Annotated in this window: 15 protein-coding genes; 3 read left to right on the top strand and 12 right to left on the bottom strand. The window is 72.9% G+C overall.

The features are described 5' to 3' along the window. Positions 1 to 45 precede the first annotated feature (45 nt). The 4 genes from ABJI51_RS18865 to ABJI51_RS18850 are packed head-to-tail and all read right to left on the bottom strand — an operon-like array spanning position 46 to position 3410. Positions 46 to 816, bottom strand: a complete 771-nt coding sequence (locus ABJI51_RS18865) for an anti-sigma factor (protein WP_431605628.1) — start codon at positions 814 to 816, stop codon at positions 46 to 48. Further along, positions 813 to 1418, bottom strand: a complete 606-nt coding sequence (gene sigK / locus ABJI51_RS18860) for an ECF RNA polymerase sigma factor SigK (RefSeq protein ID WP_348952338.1) — start codon at positions 1416 to 1418, stop codon at positions 813 to 815. The genes ABJI51_RS18865 and sigK overlap by 4 nt, the downstream gene beginning before the upstream one ends. Further along, positions 1411 to 2145 carry a DUF1365 domain-containing protein gene (locus tag ABJI51_RS18855; RefSeq protein WP_348952438.1) on the bottom strand — a complete coding sequence of 245 codons (735 nt, stop codon included), beginning with the start codon at positions 2143 to 2145 and terminating at the stop codon, positions 1411 to 1413. Before ABJI51_RS18855 ends, sigK begins: the two co-directional genes overlap by 8 nt. Next, positions 2139 to 3410 carry an NAD(P)/FAD-dependent oxidoreductase gene (locus tag ABJI51_RS18850; protein WP_348952337.1) on the bottom strand — a complete coding sequence of 424 codons (1272 nt, stop codon included), beginning with the start codon at positions 3408 to 3410 and terminating at the stop codon, positions 2139 to 2141. The genes ABJI51_RS18855 and ABJI51_RS18850 overlap by 7 nt, the downstream gene beginning before the upstream one ends. Before the next feature lie 82 nt (positions 3411 to 3492). On the opposite strand from ABJI51_RS18850, the gene ABJI51_RS18845 reads away from it, so the two are divergent. Further along, positions 3493 to 4758, top strand: coding sequence for a class I SAM-dependent methyltransferase (locus ABJI51_RS18845; protein WP_348952336.1), 1266 nt, complete (start codon positions 3493 to 3495; stop codon positions 4756 to 4758). Continuing rightward, positions 4759 to 5520: a DUF1295 domain-containing protein gene (locus ABJI51_RS18840; RefSeq protein WP_348952335.1), complete on the top strand. Its 762-nt coding sequence runs from the start codon at positions 4759 to 4761 to the stop codon at positions 5518 to 5520. Here ABJI51_RS18840 and ABJI51_RS18835 read toward each other — a convergent pair. Continuing rightward, positions 5507 to 6007, bottom strand: a complete 501-nt coding sequence (locus ABJI51_RS18835; RefSeq protein WP_348952334.1) for a DinB family protein — start codon at positions 6005 to 6007, stop codon at positions 5507 to 5509. The two genes, ABJI51_RS18840 and ABJI51_RS18835, sit on opposite strands and share 14 nt — an antisense overlap. Before the next feature lie 56 nt (positions 6008 to 6063). Then, entirely contained in the window at positions 6064 to 6600 is a 537-nt protein-coding gene (locus ABJI51_RS18830) for a CGNR zinc finger domain-containing protein (protein WP_348952333.1), read from the bottom strand. A gap of 47 nt (positions 6601 to 6647) precedes the next feature. On the opposite strand from ABJI51_RS18830, the gene ABJI51_RS18825 reads away from it, so the two are divergent. Beyond that, on the top strand, positions 6648 to 7829 hold the full coding sequence (locus tag ABJI51_RS18825) for an MFS transporter (protein WP_348952332.1): 1182 nt from the start codon (positions 6648 to 6650) through the stop codon (positions 7827 to 7829). 36 nt (positions 7830 to 7865) lie between these two features. Here the strand turns inward: ABJI51_RS18825 and ABJI51_RS18820 are convergent, their stop codons facing one another. The 6 genes from ABJI51_RS18820 to murD form a co-directional block, all read right to left on the bottom strand. Then, complete coding sequence (locus ABJI51_RS18820; protein ID WP_348952331.1) at positions 7866 to 8696, bottom strand: NAD(P)H-binding protein; 831 nt, start codon at positions 8694 to 8696, stop codon at positions 7866 to 7868. A gap of 75 nt (positions 8697 to 8771) precedes the next feature. Then, positions 8772 to 9599 carry a cell division protein FtsQ/DivIB gene (locus tag ABJI51_RS18815; RefSeq protein WP_348952330.1) on the bottom strand — a complete coding sequence of 276 codons (828 nt, stop codon included), beginning with the start codon at positions 9597 to 9599 and terminating at the stop codon, positions 8772 to 8774. Between the two features lie 4 nt (positions 9600 to 9603). Then, complete coding sequence (gene murC / locus ABJI51_RS18810; protein ID WP_348952329.1) at positions 9604 to 11001, bottom strand: UDP-N-acetylmuramate--L-alanine ligase; 1398 nt, start codon at positions 10999 to 11001, stop codon at positions 9604 to 9606. After that, positions 10994 to 12118, bottom strand: a complete 1125-nt coding sequence (gene murG, locus ABJI51_RS18805; RefSeq protein WP_348952328.1) for an undecaprenyldiphospho-muramoylpentapeptide beta-N-acetylglucosaminyltransferase — start codon at positions 12116 to 12118, stop codon at positions 10994 to 10996. Before murG ends, murC begins: the two co-directional genes overlap by 8 nt. Continuing rightward, on the bottom strand, positions 12115 to 13617 hold the full coding sequence (gene ftsW / locus ABJI51_RS18800) for a putative lipid II flippase FtsW (RefSeq protein ID WP_348952327.1): 1503 nt from the start codon (positions 13615 to 13617) through the stop codon (positions 12115 to 12117). Before ftsW ends, murG begins: the two co-directional genes overlap by 4 nt. Then, complete coding sequence (gene murD, locus ABJI51_RS18795) at positions 13604 to 15010, bottom strand: UDP-N-acetylmuramoyl-L-alanine--D-glutamate ligase (RefSeq protein ID WP_348952326.1); 1407 nt, start codon at positions 15008 to 15010, stop codon at positions 13604 to 13606. The genes ftsW and murD overlap by 14 nt, the downstream gene beginning before the upstream one ends. Position 15011: the final 1 nt, after the last annotated feature.

The raw sequence follows: 15011 nt of genomic DNA, 5'->3' as shown, positions 1-15011 counted from the left end.
ACGGGCCGCGAGCACCCCCGCGGGCCCGTCTGCTATGGCACCGGATCAGGCAGGCAGGGCCATGCTCATCAGCACGTCCGTGGGGGCGCCGGAGGGCGAACCGCCCGCCTGCTCGACGCTCAGCGCGACGTGGTCGGCGTCGCCGACGCCGTCCGCCACGACCAGCGAGCCGTCCGGGCCCGCGGGCAGCACCCCGGCCGAGCGCGGCGCGGCCGAACCGGTGATCAGCCAGGCCTCGTAGACCTTGCCGCCCGGCTGGGCCGGCAGGCCGGCGTCCATCACCATCACCCGGTTCAGCGACCGCGACGCAATGACCGTGACGCCGCCGCCGGTGGGTGCCTGGCCGTGCGCGGCCTTGGCGTCCGGGGCCGCGAGCAGCGCCGCGACCGGCTCGTACTGCCGTTTCGCCTGGTCGAGGCGGCTCTGCGCGGCCTGAAGTTCCCGTTGCTGGGTCAGCGCGATCCCGCCGAACACCCCGCCCGCGGCGAGGCCGACGACGGCGGCCGCGGCCGACACGAGCACCGCCCACCGCGGAGCCCGGACGGTCCGGCGGGGCCGGTCGGGCGAGCCGGGCGCGGTCCGCGGCGGCAGCTGGCGGGTCGCGTGCATGGCGGCCATGACGCGGTCCTTGAACCCCGGCGGCGGCTCTTCGGCCATCGCCGCGCCGAGCCGGGCCGCGGTCGCGCGCAGCTCGGCGACCTCCTGCGCGCACGACTCGCACTGGTCGAGGTGGCGGGCGAACTCCGCGCGCTCGACGTCGGACACCGCGTCGAGGGCGAAGGCACCGGCCAGGGTGTGCATCTCGGGCGGGCTCACCCGGTCACCCCCAGGCAGTCCCGCAGGCGGATCAGCCCGTCCCGCAGGCGCGTCTTGATGGTTCCCTGCGGCGTCGACAGCACTTCGGCCACCTCGCGATACGTATAGCCCTGGTAGTAGGCGAGCAGCACGGACTCGCGCTGCAGGTCGGTCAGGAAGGACAGGCACCGGCGCACCTGCGAGCGTTCGAGCCGGGCGGTGACGGACTCGGCGACCTCGTCGAACGGGCGGCCGCGGGCGGCTTCGAAGGTGGCCTTCTGCTCGCGCTCGGTGCTGGCGCGGGCCGAGCGGACGCGGTCGACCGCGCGGCGGTGGGCCAGTGTCATCGCCCAGTTCAGCGCCGAGCCCTTGCCCGGCGAGTAGCGCGTCGCGGTGCGCCACAGCTCGACGAGGACCTCCTGGGCGACCTCCTCGGACTGGGCCGCGTCGCGCACGATCCGCCGCACGAGCCCGAAGATCGGGCCGGCGAGCTGGTCGTGGAGCAGCTCGAACGCCCGCTCGTCGCCCTTGGCCACGCGCACCATCAGCTCTTCCGCCGTCGGGCCCGCCGGGACCTCGGCGGGCACCGGCGCGATGTGCCGCCTGCGGGCCTGCTCATCCATGCAGCTGTCCTCCGGCGGTCTGCGGGGTGCGCGGCACGACCGCGGCCTTCCGCAGCCACAACGCGACGCCGTGACGGCGGATCAGCACGGACACCCGTTGCGGGAGCAGGGGCCGGGCCAGCACGAGCCGGGCCAGCCACCGCGGGTTCACCGGGCGGCGAACTCCCCGCAGCGTAGCGACCAGGGGCGTCGCCGTCCCGCGGCGCAACGCCACGGTGAGGTCGAGCAGGGCCTCCGGGCGCGGCAGCCGCATCCGGTACTCGCCGTCCATTTCCTGGAACGGCGACACGTAGAACTCCTTGGCCGCGCGGGCGCGCCCCGTCTCGTCGGGCCGCAGCAGGTAGGCGTGCCGCCCGCCGTAGGTGTTGTGCACCTCGGCCACGACGCACACCAGCCTGCCGCCGGGGTCGTGGCACCAGTAGACGGTGATCGGGTTGAACACGTACCCGAGCACGCGCGCGGCGGCGAGCATCACGACCCGGCCGCCGCGCAGGTCGACACCGCGCCCGGCGAGCCACGCGTCCAGCTTCTCCCGGATGCCGCGCGGGTCCGCGGCGGCGAAGTGGTCACGGCGGTCGAAGCGCGCGAAGGGCCGCAGCCACCAGGGCAGCCGCGGGAGGTCGTCGAGGTCGACGCGCCACAGGTAGAGGCGGTGCGCGAAGGCGTGCGGCGGGTCGATCCGCCGCACGTGCGCGACCGTGGCGTCGTAGAGCGCGGTCGTCACCAGGCCGCTCCCAGGCTTTCGGCGGCCCGCGCGCCCGAGGCACAGCCGTCCTCGTGGAAACCCCAGCCGTGGTAGGCGCCCGCGTATGCGAGCACGCCGTCGTTGAGTTCCGGCAGCCGTCGTTGCGCCGCAACGGATTCCGGCGTGTAGACGGGGTGCTCGTAGCGCATCCGCGCGACCAGGTGCGTCTTTTCCGGGCCCTCCCCCGGGTTGAGCGTGACGACGTAGCCGGTCGGCTCGTCGAGCCGCATCAGGCGGTTCATGTCGTAGCTGACCTGCACCGCGCCGGTCGGCGCACCGCAGGCCGGGGCGCGGTAGTTCCACCCGGCCCGCGCGCCGGGCAGCGTGGGCAGCACGCCGGTGTCGGTGTGCAGCCAGGCTTCGTTGGCCGAGTAGCGGAAGGCGCCGAGCACCGCGCGTTCGGCGGCGGTCGGGTTGGCCAGCAGCGCCAGGGCCTGGTCGGCGTGCGTGGCGAGGACGACCTTGTCGACGCGGTGCGGGGTGTCGGCGTCGTCGCGGACTTCGGCGCCGCGGGCGGTCCGCAGCACCGAGCGCACCGGCGTCGAGAGGTGGACCGCGGTGAGCTGCTTGGCCGCGCGCTCGACGTACTCGCGGGACCCGCCGGCGACCGTCCGCCACACCGGCGAGTTCCCGATCGAGAGCATGCCGTGGTTGCGGAAGAACTCGAACAGGTACCGCGCCGGGTACTTCAGGGTGTCGGTGCGATCGGCCGACCAGACCGTCGAGACCAGCGGCAGCATGAAGTGGTCGACGAAGTAGCGGGTGAAGCCGCCGACGGCGAGGAACGCGCCGAGGGTGACGTCACCGGCGTCCTCCTTCGCCGCCAGCAGCCGCTTCGCGTGCCGGTAGAACCGCTTCACCTCGGCGAGCATCCGCAGGTAGCGGCCGCGGACGAGGTTGCCGCGCTGGGCGAACAGCCCCGGCAGCCCCTTCGCGCCGGCGTACTGCAGGCCGCAGCCGTCACAGCGGATGCTCATCGACATCTCGGTGTCGCGGGTCTGCACGCCGAGTTCGGCGAACAGCCGCAGCAGGGTCGGGTAGGTGCGCTCGTTGTGCACGATGAAGCCGGAGTCCACGCCGATGGTGCCCCCGTGCGCGCTCGGCACGTCGTGGGTGTGCGCGTGCCCGCCCAGGCGGTCGTCGGCTTCGAACAGCAGGACCTCGTACTGGCGTTGCAGCAGGTAGGCGGCAGTCAGCCCGGCCACCCCGCTGCCGATGACGGCGATGCGTTCTCCCGTGATCTCCACAGGGGTGCTTCGCAGCCGGGCCCGGATCGGATTGGCGGGAGCGGTGACCAATCCCCGCCGCCGCGGAGTGCGAATCACGGACATGCCGAACAGCACCGCGCACCGCCTCGCCTCGTTCGCCGGGAAACTCCTCGGCGGGCCGCTTCCCGTTGGCCTGAAGACCTGGGACGGAACCCGCGCCGGCCCGGTGGACGCGCCCACCGTGGTCCTGCGCAACCGCCGCGCCCTGCGTCACCTCCTCTACGCGCCCGGCGAGCTGGGGCTCGCCCGCGCCTACGTCCGCGGTGATCTCGACGTCGAGGGAGACCTGACGGACGGCTTCCGCCGGATCTGGTCCCTCACCCGCGCGGGGCAGCTGCGGCGGCCGCGGCTCGGACCGCGCGAGTGGGCCGAGGCGCTCTCGCTCGCCGCCCGCCTCGGCGTCGTGGGGCTGCCGCCGAAGCCGCCCGCCGAGGAGGCCCGGCTGTCGGGCAGGCTGCACAGCCTGCGCCGCGACCGCTCCGCCATCGCCCATCACTACGACTCCGGCAACGCCCTCTTCCAGCTGCTGCTCGACGACACGATGGCCTACTCCAGCGCGTATTTCACGGCGGAGTCGAACAGTCTCGGCCAGGCCCAGCACGACAAGCTGGAGCTGATCTGCCGCAAGCTCGGGCTCCGGCCGGGGATGCGGCTGCTCGACATCGGCTGCGGCTGGGGCTCGCTGCTGGTGCACGCGGCCAAGCACCACGGCGTCGAGGCGGTGGGCATCACGCTCTCGGCCGAGCAGGCGCAGCACGCGCGCGGCCGCATCGCCCAGCTCGATCTCGCCGACCGGGTCGAGGTGCGGCAGCAGGACTACCGCGAGCTGCCGGACGCGCCGTTCGACGCGATCGCGTCGGTCGAGATGGGCGAGCACGTCGGCGAGATCAACTACCCGCAGTACGCCGCGACGCTGCACCGGATGGTCAAGCCGGGTGGCCGGGTGCTGCTCCAGCAGATGTCCCGCGGGGCCGCGGAGCCCGGCGGCGGTGCGTTCATCGGGCGCTACATCGCGCCGGACATGACGATGCGCCCGGTCGGCCGCACCCTGGACCACCTGGAGGCGGCCGGGCTGGAGATCCGGGACGTGCACGCGATGCGCGAGCACTACGTGTGGACGGTCCGGGCCTGGGCGGCCACCCTGGAGGAGAACTGGGACGGCGTGGTCGCGCTGATCGGCGAGTCCGGCGCGCGGGTCTGGCGGCTGTACCTGGTGGGCGGGGCGCTGGCGTTCGAGGAGAACCGGATGGGCGTGGACCAGATCCTGGCGGTGCGGACGCACCCGGACGGCACGACGGGCCTGCCGCCGACGCGGGAGTGGTGCTGAATGCCGCAGCTGCTCGTCACGGCCGCCGTCACGCTCGTGGCGGTGGTCGTGACCTTCGGAATCGCCTTGGCCCGCAAGCGTTACGACACGGTCGACACGTTCTGGGGGCTCGGCTTCGCGCTGGTGGCGCTGGCGGCGTTCCCTCTCGGCGACGGCCCGCTGTCCCTGCGGCTCACCGTGCTGGCGCTGACGGTGGTCTGGGGCGTGCGCCTGTCGCTGCACCTGCACCTGCGCAACCACAAGCTGCCCGAGGACCCGCGGTACGCGCGGATGGGGCACGGGCCGCTCCGGATGTTCGTGCGGGTCTACCTGTTCCAGGCCGTGGTGCTGTACTTCGTGTCGCTGCCGGTGCAGTTCGCGATGGACGGCACGGGAATCGGCGTGCTCGGCTGGCTGGGCACAGCGGTGTGGCTGCTCGGGTTCGCGTTCGAGACGATCGGCGACGAGCAGCTGCGCCGGTTCAAGGCGGACCCGGCCAACCGCGGCCGCGTGCTCGACACGGGGCTGTGGCGCTACACGCGGCACCCGAACTACTTCGGCGACGCGTGCGTGTGGTGGGGCCTGTACCTGCTGGCCTGCTCGACGTGGCCGGGCGCCGCGACGATCCTCTCCCCCGTCGCGATGACGTTCACCCTCGTCCGCGGGACGGGAAAACCGTTGCTGGAGAAGGGCATGGCCCGTACCCGCCCAGCGTACGCGCACTACGTCGAGCGGACCAGCGGGTTCTTCCCGCTGCCACCGCGGCGGGTCACTCCCCGGTGAGGCCATCGGTCAGCTCCCTCAGCAGATCGAGGTGACCGGCATGCCGCGCGGTCTCCTCGATCATGTGCGTGACGACCCAGCGGACGTTGAACGTCTCGCCGTTGTGCGTCACCTGGTCGTCGAGACCGTGCCCGGCAACGATGTCCCGGCTGCGTCGGCACTGCTTCGCGTAGTCCTCCAGCAGCCGGGACACCGGCGCGTCGGTGCGGAACTCCGCGTCGGGATCGTGCTTGAGGCGTTCCTCCCAGGTGTCCTCTTCGCCGTCGACGACGACGGCGAACCAGTACCACTCGTTCAGGGTGAGGTGGCTCAGTAGCCCGGCCACAGTGGTCAGTTCGCTGGGCAGGTGGACACGCCGGGCCTGTTCGTCGGTGAGGCCGCCGCCTTTCCAGGCAACGGTGGCACGCAGGTAGTCGAGCTGGGCGGTGAGGATGTCCCGCTCATCGCCGGTGAGCGGAATGGCGGGACGCGGGGGTCGTTCGGTCATGGCAGGGACTCTGCCAGAGGGGTACGACAATTTTGGGAGCGCGGACGCACACCCCCTCAAGAAGCAGCGGCCTTGGCTCGATAAGTCGACTTCTTCACCCGGTTCCCGCACACCTCCATCGAGCACCACCGCCGCGTCCCCGGGCGGGACGTGTCCAGGAACAACGCGCCACACCGGGGACCAGCACACCGCCGGACCCGCGCGAACTCCGGCGAAGTGACCAGCTCCAGCGCATCCCGGGCCAGCAGCGACAACATCGCCGACGCGGGATCCGCTGCCTGCCAACGCAATTCGCCCGACGAAGCCAGCGAAGGCGCGGGCGCGGGCAACGCCGCGAAGCGGTTCAGCCGCTGCCGTGTCGCGGGGCGCACCGGGCCCGTGAGCAGCTCGTACACCGCTTCGCGCAACGCCACCGCTTCACGCGCCGAAGCCGGGCGTACCGGAGCGGAAAACGGTCCCAGCTGGTCGATCCACGCGCCCCAGGCCGTCCCGTCCGGCAGCTCCTCCACCTCCGACGGAGTGCCGCGGTAGCGCAGCGTGCGGACGAAGTCGAGGCACAGGCGGCCCGCTCCCGAGCGGAATCTTTCCGGCATGCGGACCACCGTACTCCGGAACCGGTTTAACTGGTACCCTCGGCCGCATGATCGAACCGGGGACCGGGACCAGGCAGGACGCTCCACCCGCGTGGCTCGTGCTGCTGCTGGCCGTCTCCTGTGGACTGACCGTCGCCAACCTCTACTACGCCCAGCCGCTTCTTGCCGAGCTGCGGCACACCTTCGGGATCGGCGAGGCCGCCGCCGGGGGCGTGGTCACCGCCACCCAGATCGGGTACGCCGCCGGGATGCTGCTGCTCGTCCCGCTCGGGGACCGCCTCGAAAACCGGAGTCTGGTCGCGACCCTGCTCGCGCTCGCCTGCGGCGGGCTGGTCGTCACCGGGCTCGCGCCCGGGTTCGCCGTCCTGCTGATCGCCTCCCTGCTCGTCGGGGCCGCGTCGGTGGTCGTGCAGATCCTCATTCCCTTCGCCGCCGACCTCTCGCCCGACGACATCCGCGGCCGGATCGTCGGGCGCGTGGTCAGCGGGCTGCTCTTCGGCATCCTGCTTTCGCGGGTCTTCGCCAGCCTGCTGGCCGAAGTGACGAGCTGGCGCGCCGTCTTCCTCATCTCGGCCGGCGCGATGGCCGTGCTCGCCGTCGTGCTGCGGTTCAGCCTGCCGCGGCGGGCACCCAAGACCGACGTCCACTATGGACAGCTGCTGCGCTCGACCTTCGCGATGGCGCGGAAACACCCCGCGCTGCGGCACCGGGCGCTGTACCAGTCCGCGATGTTCGGGGCCTTCAGTGCCTTCTGGACGACCATCGCCTTCGTCCTGACCGCTCCCCCGTTCAACTACACCCAGCTCGGCGTCGGCCTGTTCGCGCTGGCCGGGGCCGCCGGCGCCGCGGTGGCGCCGCTGGCCGGGCGGTGGTCGGACCACGGCCACGGCCGCCGGCTCACCGCGGGCGCCTTCGTGCTGTGCGCCGCCGCCTTCGTGCTCGCCGGTTTCGGTGCGCACAGCGTCGTCCTGCTGGCCGTCGCCGCGATCGCCGTCGACATGGCGGTGCAGGCCACGCTGGTGTCCGGCCAGCACACGATCTACCAGCTCGACCCGTCGGCACGCGCGCGGATCAACAGCGTCTACCTCGGCACGTTCTTCATCGGCGGCGCCATCGGCTCCCAGGCCGGCTCGATCGCCTACCACCTCGGCGGCTGGACGGCCGTGGTCGTCTTCGCCGGTGCGCTCCCGTTGATCGCCCTCGCCGGGATGACCCGCACCCGCGTCTGACTGCCGGCCGGCCGAGCGCAGGCCCGGTGCGAGCGCCTAGGAGAACACCTCCCGCCGCGCCGCCGCCCACTCCGCGTAGGTCGTTCCCGGCCGTCCCAGAAGCTTCTCGACGACGCCGGTGGGCACCTGCGGGTGCCGCACGGTTTCCTCGAAGCCGTCGAGCAGCCAGTCGACGGCCGTTTCCGGGATACCGGCTTCGACCCACTGCACGCGCTGCTCCTCGCGCGTCAGCTCGTGGAACCGGATTTCCCTGCCCAGCACCGAAGCCAGCGTCTCGACCTGCCCGCGCTGGCTGATCGCCTCCGGTCCACTGAGGACGTGCGTGACGCCGATGTGGCCGTCCGACACCAGGACCCGGGCGGCCACCGCGGCGATGTCGCCGAGGTCGATGGGCGTCTGGGTCGCGTCGCCGTAGGCGGACCGGACCTCGCCCGCGCGGACCATGTCCGCCCAGCCGAGGGTGTTGTTCATGAACGCGCCGGGCCGCAGGAACGTCCAGGCGAAACCCGCCTCGCGGACCGCGGCCTCGACGGCGCCGTACTCGTGGCCGCTGGAGCCTTCGTGATCGTCGCCGACGCTGCTGCCCGACAGCGCGACGACCCGCTCGATGCCCGCCTCGGCCGCCAGTTCGCAGAACCGCCCGGCCGTCCGTGCCATCGGCGCAAGATACACCGCCGAGACACCCTTCAGCGCCTGCGGCAGCGTCGACGGGCGGGCCAGCGACCCGACCACGACCTCCGCCTCGCCCGGCAGCTTCGCGCGTCCGGGGTCGACGGTCAGCGCCCGCACGGACGCGCCCGCGGCCAGCAGTTCGTCGACCACCAGGCGGCCGACGCTGCCGGTCGCGCCCGTCACCAGGATCGTCATGAGCGCCCTCCTCTTTTCCGTATGCCATACGAGATCGTACGGCATACGGGAACCCGGGTGCACGAAAAACGGAAATCAGGAGGTGATGGTGGGCAGTTCCGGCGCCGCGACGTCGTAGATCTTGCCCTCCTGGGTGAGCAGCGCCGCCAGGACCTTCGCCTTGCGGTCGGTCTGCTCCGCCGTCCCCCAGCGGACGATCTTGCCGCTGGCCAGGGTGAACTCCACGCTCGCCGGCGTCTTCGCCGTCGCCGTCGTGACCTGCTTGAGCAGCTGCTCCGGGATCACGCCCAGTACCGCCGTCACCGCGCGGGTCACCGGGTCGTCGGCCGACACCTTGGGCAGCTTCAGCTCCGGCAGGCCCGGCGGGCGCGCCGCGACCGTCTTGAACACCACGCCGCCGCCGTCAACCAGGTGGACGCCGTCGCCGCCCGGGCCGCTGTCGAAGAACGCGATCGCCGTCCGCTCGGTCACCGTGATCTCGACCGTGTTCGGCCACGAGCGGGACACCTCGACCGTCGCGATGCCGGGCATCGCCGCCACCTTGTCGCGGATCTCGTCCGTGCTCAGCCGCAGCATCGGCTTGTCCGGCGGCACCGCCGCCACCGCGCGGATCTGGTCGGCGGGCACCGTCCGCGCGCCGGCGACCTCGACGTCCTTCACGCCGAGCATCGAGCTGAAGAACAGCAGGTAGATCGCCGCGACGACGGTCAGCACGGTGAGCAGCGCGACCCACCGGCGGCGGATCTCCACCTGCCGGTTGGGCCGGTTGCGCGGCGACGGACGCGTCGCGCGGGTGCGGCGGCGCTCCTCTTCGGAGCGCCGCCCGCGCCGCTGCCTGGCCAGGGCAGCGCGCTCCTGTTCGTCCTCTTCGGACGGACGGCGGCGTTCCCTGGTCGGACTCATCGGCTCAGCGCTTGTCCAGCTCGGCGAGGATTTCCGGGCCCAGCTGCGTCACGTCGCCGGCACCCATGGTCACCACCAGGTCGCCCGGCTTGGCCAGCCCGGCCACCAGGCCGGCGGCGACGTCGAACGCGGGCTCGTAGTGCACCGGCACCGTGACCCGGTCGGCGATGAGCGCGCCGGTGACGCCCGGTTCGGGCTCCTCGCGCGCACCGTAGACGTCCAGCACGACGACCTCGTCGGCCTGGGACAGCGCCTCGGCGAACTCCGCCGAGAACGTCTTGGTCCGCGAGTACAGGTGCGGCTGGAACACCACGATCACCCGCCCGGAGCCGGCCGCCGTGCGGACCGCGCGCAGCTGCGCGGACACCTCGGTCGGGTGGTGGGCGTAGTCGTCGTAGACGCGGACGTCGCCCGCGCGGCCCTTGAACTCGAAGCGGCGCCGGACGCCGCCGAACGCCCCGAGCCCCTCGATCATGCCCTCGACCGGCGCGCCCAGCTCGATCCCGGCCAGCAGGGCCGCGAGCGCGTTCATCGCCATGTGGTCGCCGGGCACCGCGACCGGGACGTCGATCAGCTTGGTCTTCAGCGAGATCCGCACGACCCCGCCGTCCGGCCGCGGCTCGTAGGACATGACCTTGGCGTCGTCGGGGCCGCTGACCCAGTAGCCGTACCGCTGCACCCGGATCCCGCGCTTGGCGGCGGCGTCACCCAGCGCGTCGGCGCCCTCGTCGTCGGCGCAGACGATCAGCAGGCCGTCCGGGTCGATCCGGTCGAGGAAGTCGGTGAAGACCTTCGTGTAGGCCTCGGGCGTGCCGTGGTGGTCCAGGTGGTCGGGCTCGACGTTGGTCACGACCGCGACCGACGGCGTGTAGGTCAGGAACGAGCCGTCGCTCTCGTCGGCCTCGGCGACGAAGATGCCGCCCTCGCCGTGGTGGGCGTTGGCGCCGGACTCGTTGAGGTCGCCGCCGATGGCGAACGACGGATCCATCCGGCAGTGCTGCAGCGCCACCGTGAGCATCGACGTCGTCGACGTCTTGCCGTGCGTGCCCGCGATGCAGGCGACGCGGTGGCCCTCCATCAGCCCGGCCAGCGCCTCGGCCCGGTGCAGCACCGGGATGCCCGCCGCCCGCGCCGCGGCCAGCTCCGGGTTGGTCTCCTTGATGGCCGTCGAGACGACCACCGCGGACGGCGGCTGCGCCAGCGCCGAGATGTTGGAGGCGCTCTGGCCGACGAACAGCTCGGCGCCCTGGGCCCGCAGCGACAGCAGCGCGCGCGACTCCTTGGCGTCCGAACCGGAGACGAAAGCGCCGCGGGCCAGCAGGATCCGGGCGATGCCGGACATCCCGGCACCGCCGATCCCGATCAGGTGCGCCCGGCGCAGCTCTTCAGGCAGGTCAGGCACCGGCGGCCTCCAGGACGATGCGGGCGAGGGTTTCGTCGGCTTCGCCGTGGCCCATGCCGACGGCCGCCGCGCCCATCTTGGCGACGCGGTCGGCGTCGGTGACCAGCGGGACGACCAGGTCGGCGACCTTCGCCGGGGTGAGGTCGGCGTCGGCGACCATCAGCGCGGCCCCGGCGTCGACCGCGGGCCGGGCGTTGGTGGCCTGCTCCCCGTTGCCGATCGGCAGCGGGACGAACACCGCGGGCAGCCCGACCGAGGTCACCTCGGCGACCGTCATTGCGCCCGAGCGGCACACCGCGACGTCGGCCGCGGCGTAGGCCAGGTCCATCCGCTCCAGGTACGGCACCGGCACGTACGCCGGCTTGCCCGGGAACTCCTGCACCACCAGCGTGTTCTTCGGGCCGTGCGCGTGCAGCACGCCGATCCCGGCGTCGGCCAGGTCCTTCGCCGCGCCGGACACGGCCGCGTTGATCGACTGCGCGCCCTGGGAACCGCCGAACACCAGCAGCGTCGGCGCGTCCGGGTCCAGCCCGAAGTGCTTGCGGGCCTCGGCGCGCAGCGCGGGACGGTCCAGCGACGTGATCGACCGCCGCAGCGGGATCCCGACGACCTCCGCCTTCGGCAGCGGCGTCCCCGGCACGGCCACCGCCACGCGCCGGGCGAACCGGGCACCGACCTTGTTCGCCAGGCCCGGCGACTGGTTGGCCTCGTGCACGACGATCGGGACGCGCCCGCGCGCGGCCAGGTAGGCCGGGAGCGCGACATAGCCGCCGAAGCCGACGACGACGTCCGCGCCGACGCGGTCGAGCACCTCGCGGGTCCGGCGCACCGAGTCGCGGACCTTCAGCGGCAGCCGGATCAGCTCCGGCGTCGGCTTGCGCGGCAGCGGCACCGGCGGGATCAGCTCCAGCTCGTACCCGCGGGCCGGGACGAGCTTGTTCTCCAGGCCGCGCTCGGTGCCCAGCGCCACGACCGTCGCGTCCGGGCGCAGCCGCTTGACGGCGTCGGCCAGGGCGAGGGCGGGTTCGATGTGTCCTGCGGTGCCACCTCCGGCGACCACGACCACGGGCGCCCTGCCCGCGGCGGACCGCTCGGCTCCCTTGACGGGGTTACTCACCTATGACCTCTCCGGTTCGCGGTACTCCGGGTACCACGGCTCGCTGTTGTCCGCGCGGCCCCGCCGCGAGACGTGGCCGTGCTCGTCCGTGCCGCGCTGCGGCGCACCGGTTCGCGGACCGACCTGCGTCGTTCCTGCGCCGGGGCGGGCCGCGCCGCACGGGGCGCGGGCCTGGCCGCCTTCGCCCCGCTGCGCCCGGCCCCCTTGCGGGTGGCGGGCGGGCGGTACGGGTCGGGCGCGGGCAGCCGCAGCAGACGCCCGAATTTACCCGGCCCCTGTGTGCGCAGCGCGGCCACCGCCTCCGGTTCGTGCCGGGCGGCGTTCGCGAGCACGCCCATGATGAGCATGGTGATCACCAGCGAGGTGCCGCCGTAGGAGATCAGCGGCAGCGTGACCCCGGTGACCGGCAGCAGGCCGACGACGTAGCCGATGTTGATGCCTGCCTGGGCGACCAGGAACACCGTCAGCGTGCCGGCCACGATCCGGATCCACGGGTCGATGTTGCGGGTGGCGATCCGCAGGCCCACGATGGCGACCCCGGCGAAGAGGGCCAGCACGACGACGCAGCCGACCAGCCCGAGCTCCTCGCCGACCAGGGCGAAGATGAAGTCGTTCTGCACGTTCGGCAGGTAGCCCCAGTTCGACGCGCCCTGGCCGAGGCCCTTGCCGAGCAGCCCGCCGTCGGCCAGCGCCAGCTTGGCCTGGTTGGCCTGGAAGCCCGCGGCACTGGTGTCGGCGTCCGGCGAGAGGAACGACATGACCCGGGCGAGCCGGTAGGGCGCGATGACGGCCAGCACGAGCACGCCCGCCAGCCCACCGGCGAGGATCACGCCGAACAGCCGTTTCGGGGCGCCGGCGAACCACAGCAGCGCGAGCAGCACGACGGCGAGGGTGATCGTGCCGCCGAGGTCCGGCTGCAGCATGACCAGGGCGAACATCAGCAGCGCGATCGGCACCACCGGCACCAGCAGGTGCCGCCACTGGTGGATCACGTTGTACTTGATCACCAGGATGTGGGCACCCCAGAACGCCAGCGCGACCTTCGCGGCCTCGACCGGCTGGAAGGTGAAGTCGCCGATCTTGAACCAGCCCCGCGAGCCGTTGACCTCCGACCCGAGCGGCGTCAGCACCAGCACCAGCAGGCCGAGGCAGAGCACCGTCATCGTGGCCGACATCCGCCGGATCCGCTCCAGCTTCACGCGCAGGCCCAGCCAGAACACGACCGAGCCGATCGCGACGAACACGACGTGCTTGACGAACAGCGAGTACACCCCGCTGCCGGTCTTCGGGTTGTAGGACGCCACCGACGACGCCGACAGCACCATGACGATGCCGATGACGGTGAGCACGCCGGTGAGGGCGAGCACGAGGTGGAACGACGCGAGCGGGCGCGAGAGCCACGCGGTCAGCGCGGTCCGGAACGCGACGAAGCCGCTCTCCTTGCGCTCGCGGCGCGGCCGTTTCGGCGGTGTTTCGGTCTTCTGCTCAGGTCCGGTCACTCGGCTCCCCCGCTGCGTCGTCGCGAAGGGCGTGCACCGCCGCGGCGAACGCGTCGCCGCGCTCACCGTAGTTGCGGAACATGTCCAACGACGCCGCGGCGGGTGCGAGCAGCACCACGTCACCGGGCCGGGCCATCGCGCTGGCCGCACTCACCGCCGCAGTCATGGGTTCATCGTCACCCGGACGGAGGCTGTTCACCGGGACATCCGGCGCGTGTCGCGCAACCGCGGCGGCGATCACGGGTGAATCGACGCCGAGGAGCACCACGCCGCGGAGCCGGCCGGCGATGCTGCCCACCAGCTCGTCGACCGAGGCACCCTTCAGCTGGCCCCCGGCGATCCACACGATCGACTGGTGGGCACGCAGGGACCCCGCGGCGGCGTGCGGGTTGGTCGCCTTCGAGTCGTTGACGTACCGGACGCCGCCGATCTCGGCGACCTCGACGGCCCGGTGCGGGGCGGGCTGGTACTCGCGCAGGCCCTTGAGCACGGCCTCCGGTGAGACGCCGTGCGCGCGGGCCAGCGCGGCCGCGGCGAGGGCGTTGGAGACGTTGTGCGGGCCCGCCGGGCGGACGTCGGCGAGGGTGGCCAGCTCCTCGGCACTGGTCGCCGGGTCGGCGACGAAGGCGCGGTCGACCAGCAGGTCCTCGACCAGGCCCAGCTCGCCTGCCCGCGGGGTGTCCAGCTGGAACCCGATGCGCCGGGCGCTGTCCGGCGCGTGCTCGGCGGCGATCCGGGCCGACCAGTCGTCGTCGGCGTTGTGCACGGCGACCTTGGCGCGGGCGTACACCCGGCCCTTCGCGGCGGCGTACTCCGCCATCGAGCCGTGCCAGTCGATGTGGTCCTCGGCGAGGTTCAGCACCACGGCGGCGTCCGGGGCCAGCGTCGAGGACCAGTGCAGCTGGAAGCTCGACAGCTCCACGGCCAGCACGTCGTAGCCCGCGCGGACCGCGTCCAGTGCCGCGTAGCCGATGTTCCCGCAGGCCACGGCGTTCGCGCCGGCCGCCTTGAGGATCGACTCGAGCATGCCCGCGGTGGTCGTCTTGCCGTTGGTGCCGGTGACCACGAGCCAGGACGGCGGGTGCTCGCGCAGCTGCCCGACGCGCCAGGCCAGCTCGACGTCGCCGATGACCTCGATACCCGCCTCGGCGGCGGCGACGAGCAGCGGAGACGTCGGCCGCCAGCCGGGGCTGGTGACGACGAGGGCGACGTCGTCGGGCGGCTCGGTCAGGCCGGGCACCAGCTCGGCGCCGAGGCCGTCCAGCTCGGCCAGGCGCTCGGCGTTGCCGTCGGTGACGGTGACGCGGGCGCCGAGGTCGACCAGCACGGGGACCACCGACTTGCCGGTGACCCCGGCACCGGCGACCAGAACGTGACGACCAGCGACATCCATG

Source organism: Amycolatopsis melonis (assembly GCF_040064235.1).
Lineage (GTDB): Bacteria > Actinomycetota > Actinomycetes > Mycobacteriales > Pseudonocardiaceae > Amycolatopsis > Amycolatopsis melonis.
This window is presented reverse-complemented; position numbering and strand designations above follow the sequence as displayed.

Coding starts and splice junctions, on each gene's coding strand:
- sigK (WP_348952338.1), bottom strand. CDS start 1,418: ATGGATGAGCAGGCCCGCAGGCGGCACATCGCGCCGGTGCCCGCCGAG.
- ABJI51_RS18845 (WP_348952336.1), top strand. CDS start 3,493: ATGCCGAACAGCACCGCGCACCGCCTCGCCTCGTTCGCCGGGAAACTC.
- ABJI51_RS18840 (WP_348952335.1), top strand. CDS start 4,759: ATGCCGCAGCTGCTCGTCACGGCCGCCGTCACGCTCGTGGCGGTGGTC.
- ABJI51_RS18835 (WP_348952334.1), bottom strand. CDS start 6,007: ATGACCGAACGACCCCCGCGTCCCGCCATTCCGCTCACCGGCGATGAG.
- ABJI51_RS18830 (WP_348952333.1), bottom strand. CDS start 6,600: ATGCCGGAAAGATTCCGCTCGGGAGCGGGCCGCCTGTGCCTCGACTTC.
- ABJI51_RS18825 (WP_348952332.1), top strand. CDS start 6,648: ATGATCGAACCGGGGACCGGGACCAGGCAGGACGCTCCACCCGCGTGG.
- ABJI51_RS18820 (WP_348952331.1), bottom strand. CDS start 8,696: ATGACGATCCTGGTGACGGGCGCGACCGGCAGCGTCGGCCGCCTGGTG.
- ABJI51_RS18815 (WP_348952330.1), bottom strand. CDS start 9,599: ATGAGTCCGACCAGGGAACGCCGCCGTCCGTCCGAAGAGGACGAACAG.
- murD (WP_348952326.1), bottom strand. CDS start 15,010: ATGGATGTCGCTGGTCGTCACGTTCTGGTCGCCGGTGCCGGGGTCACC.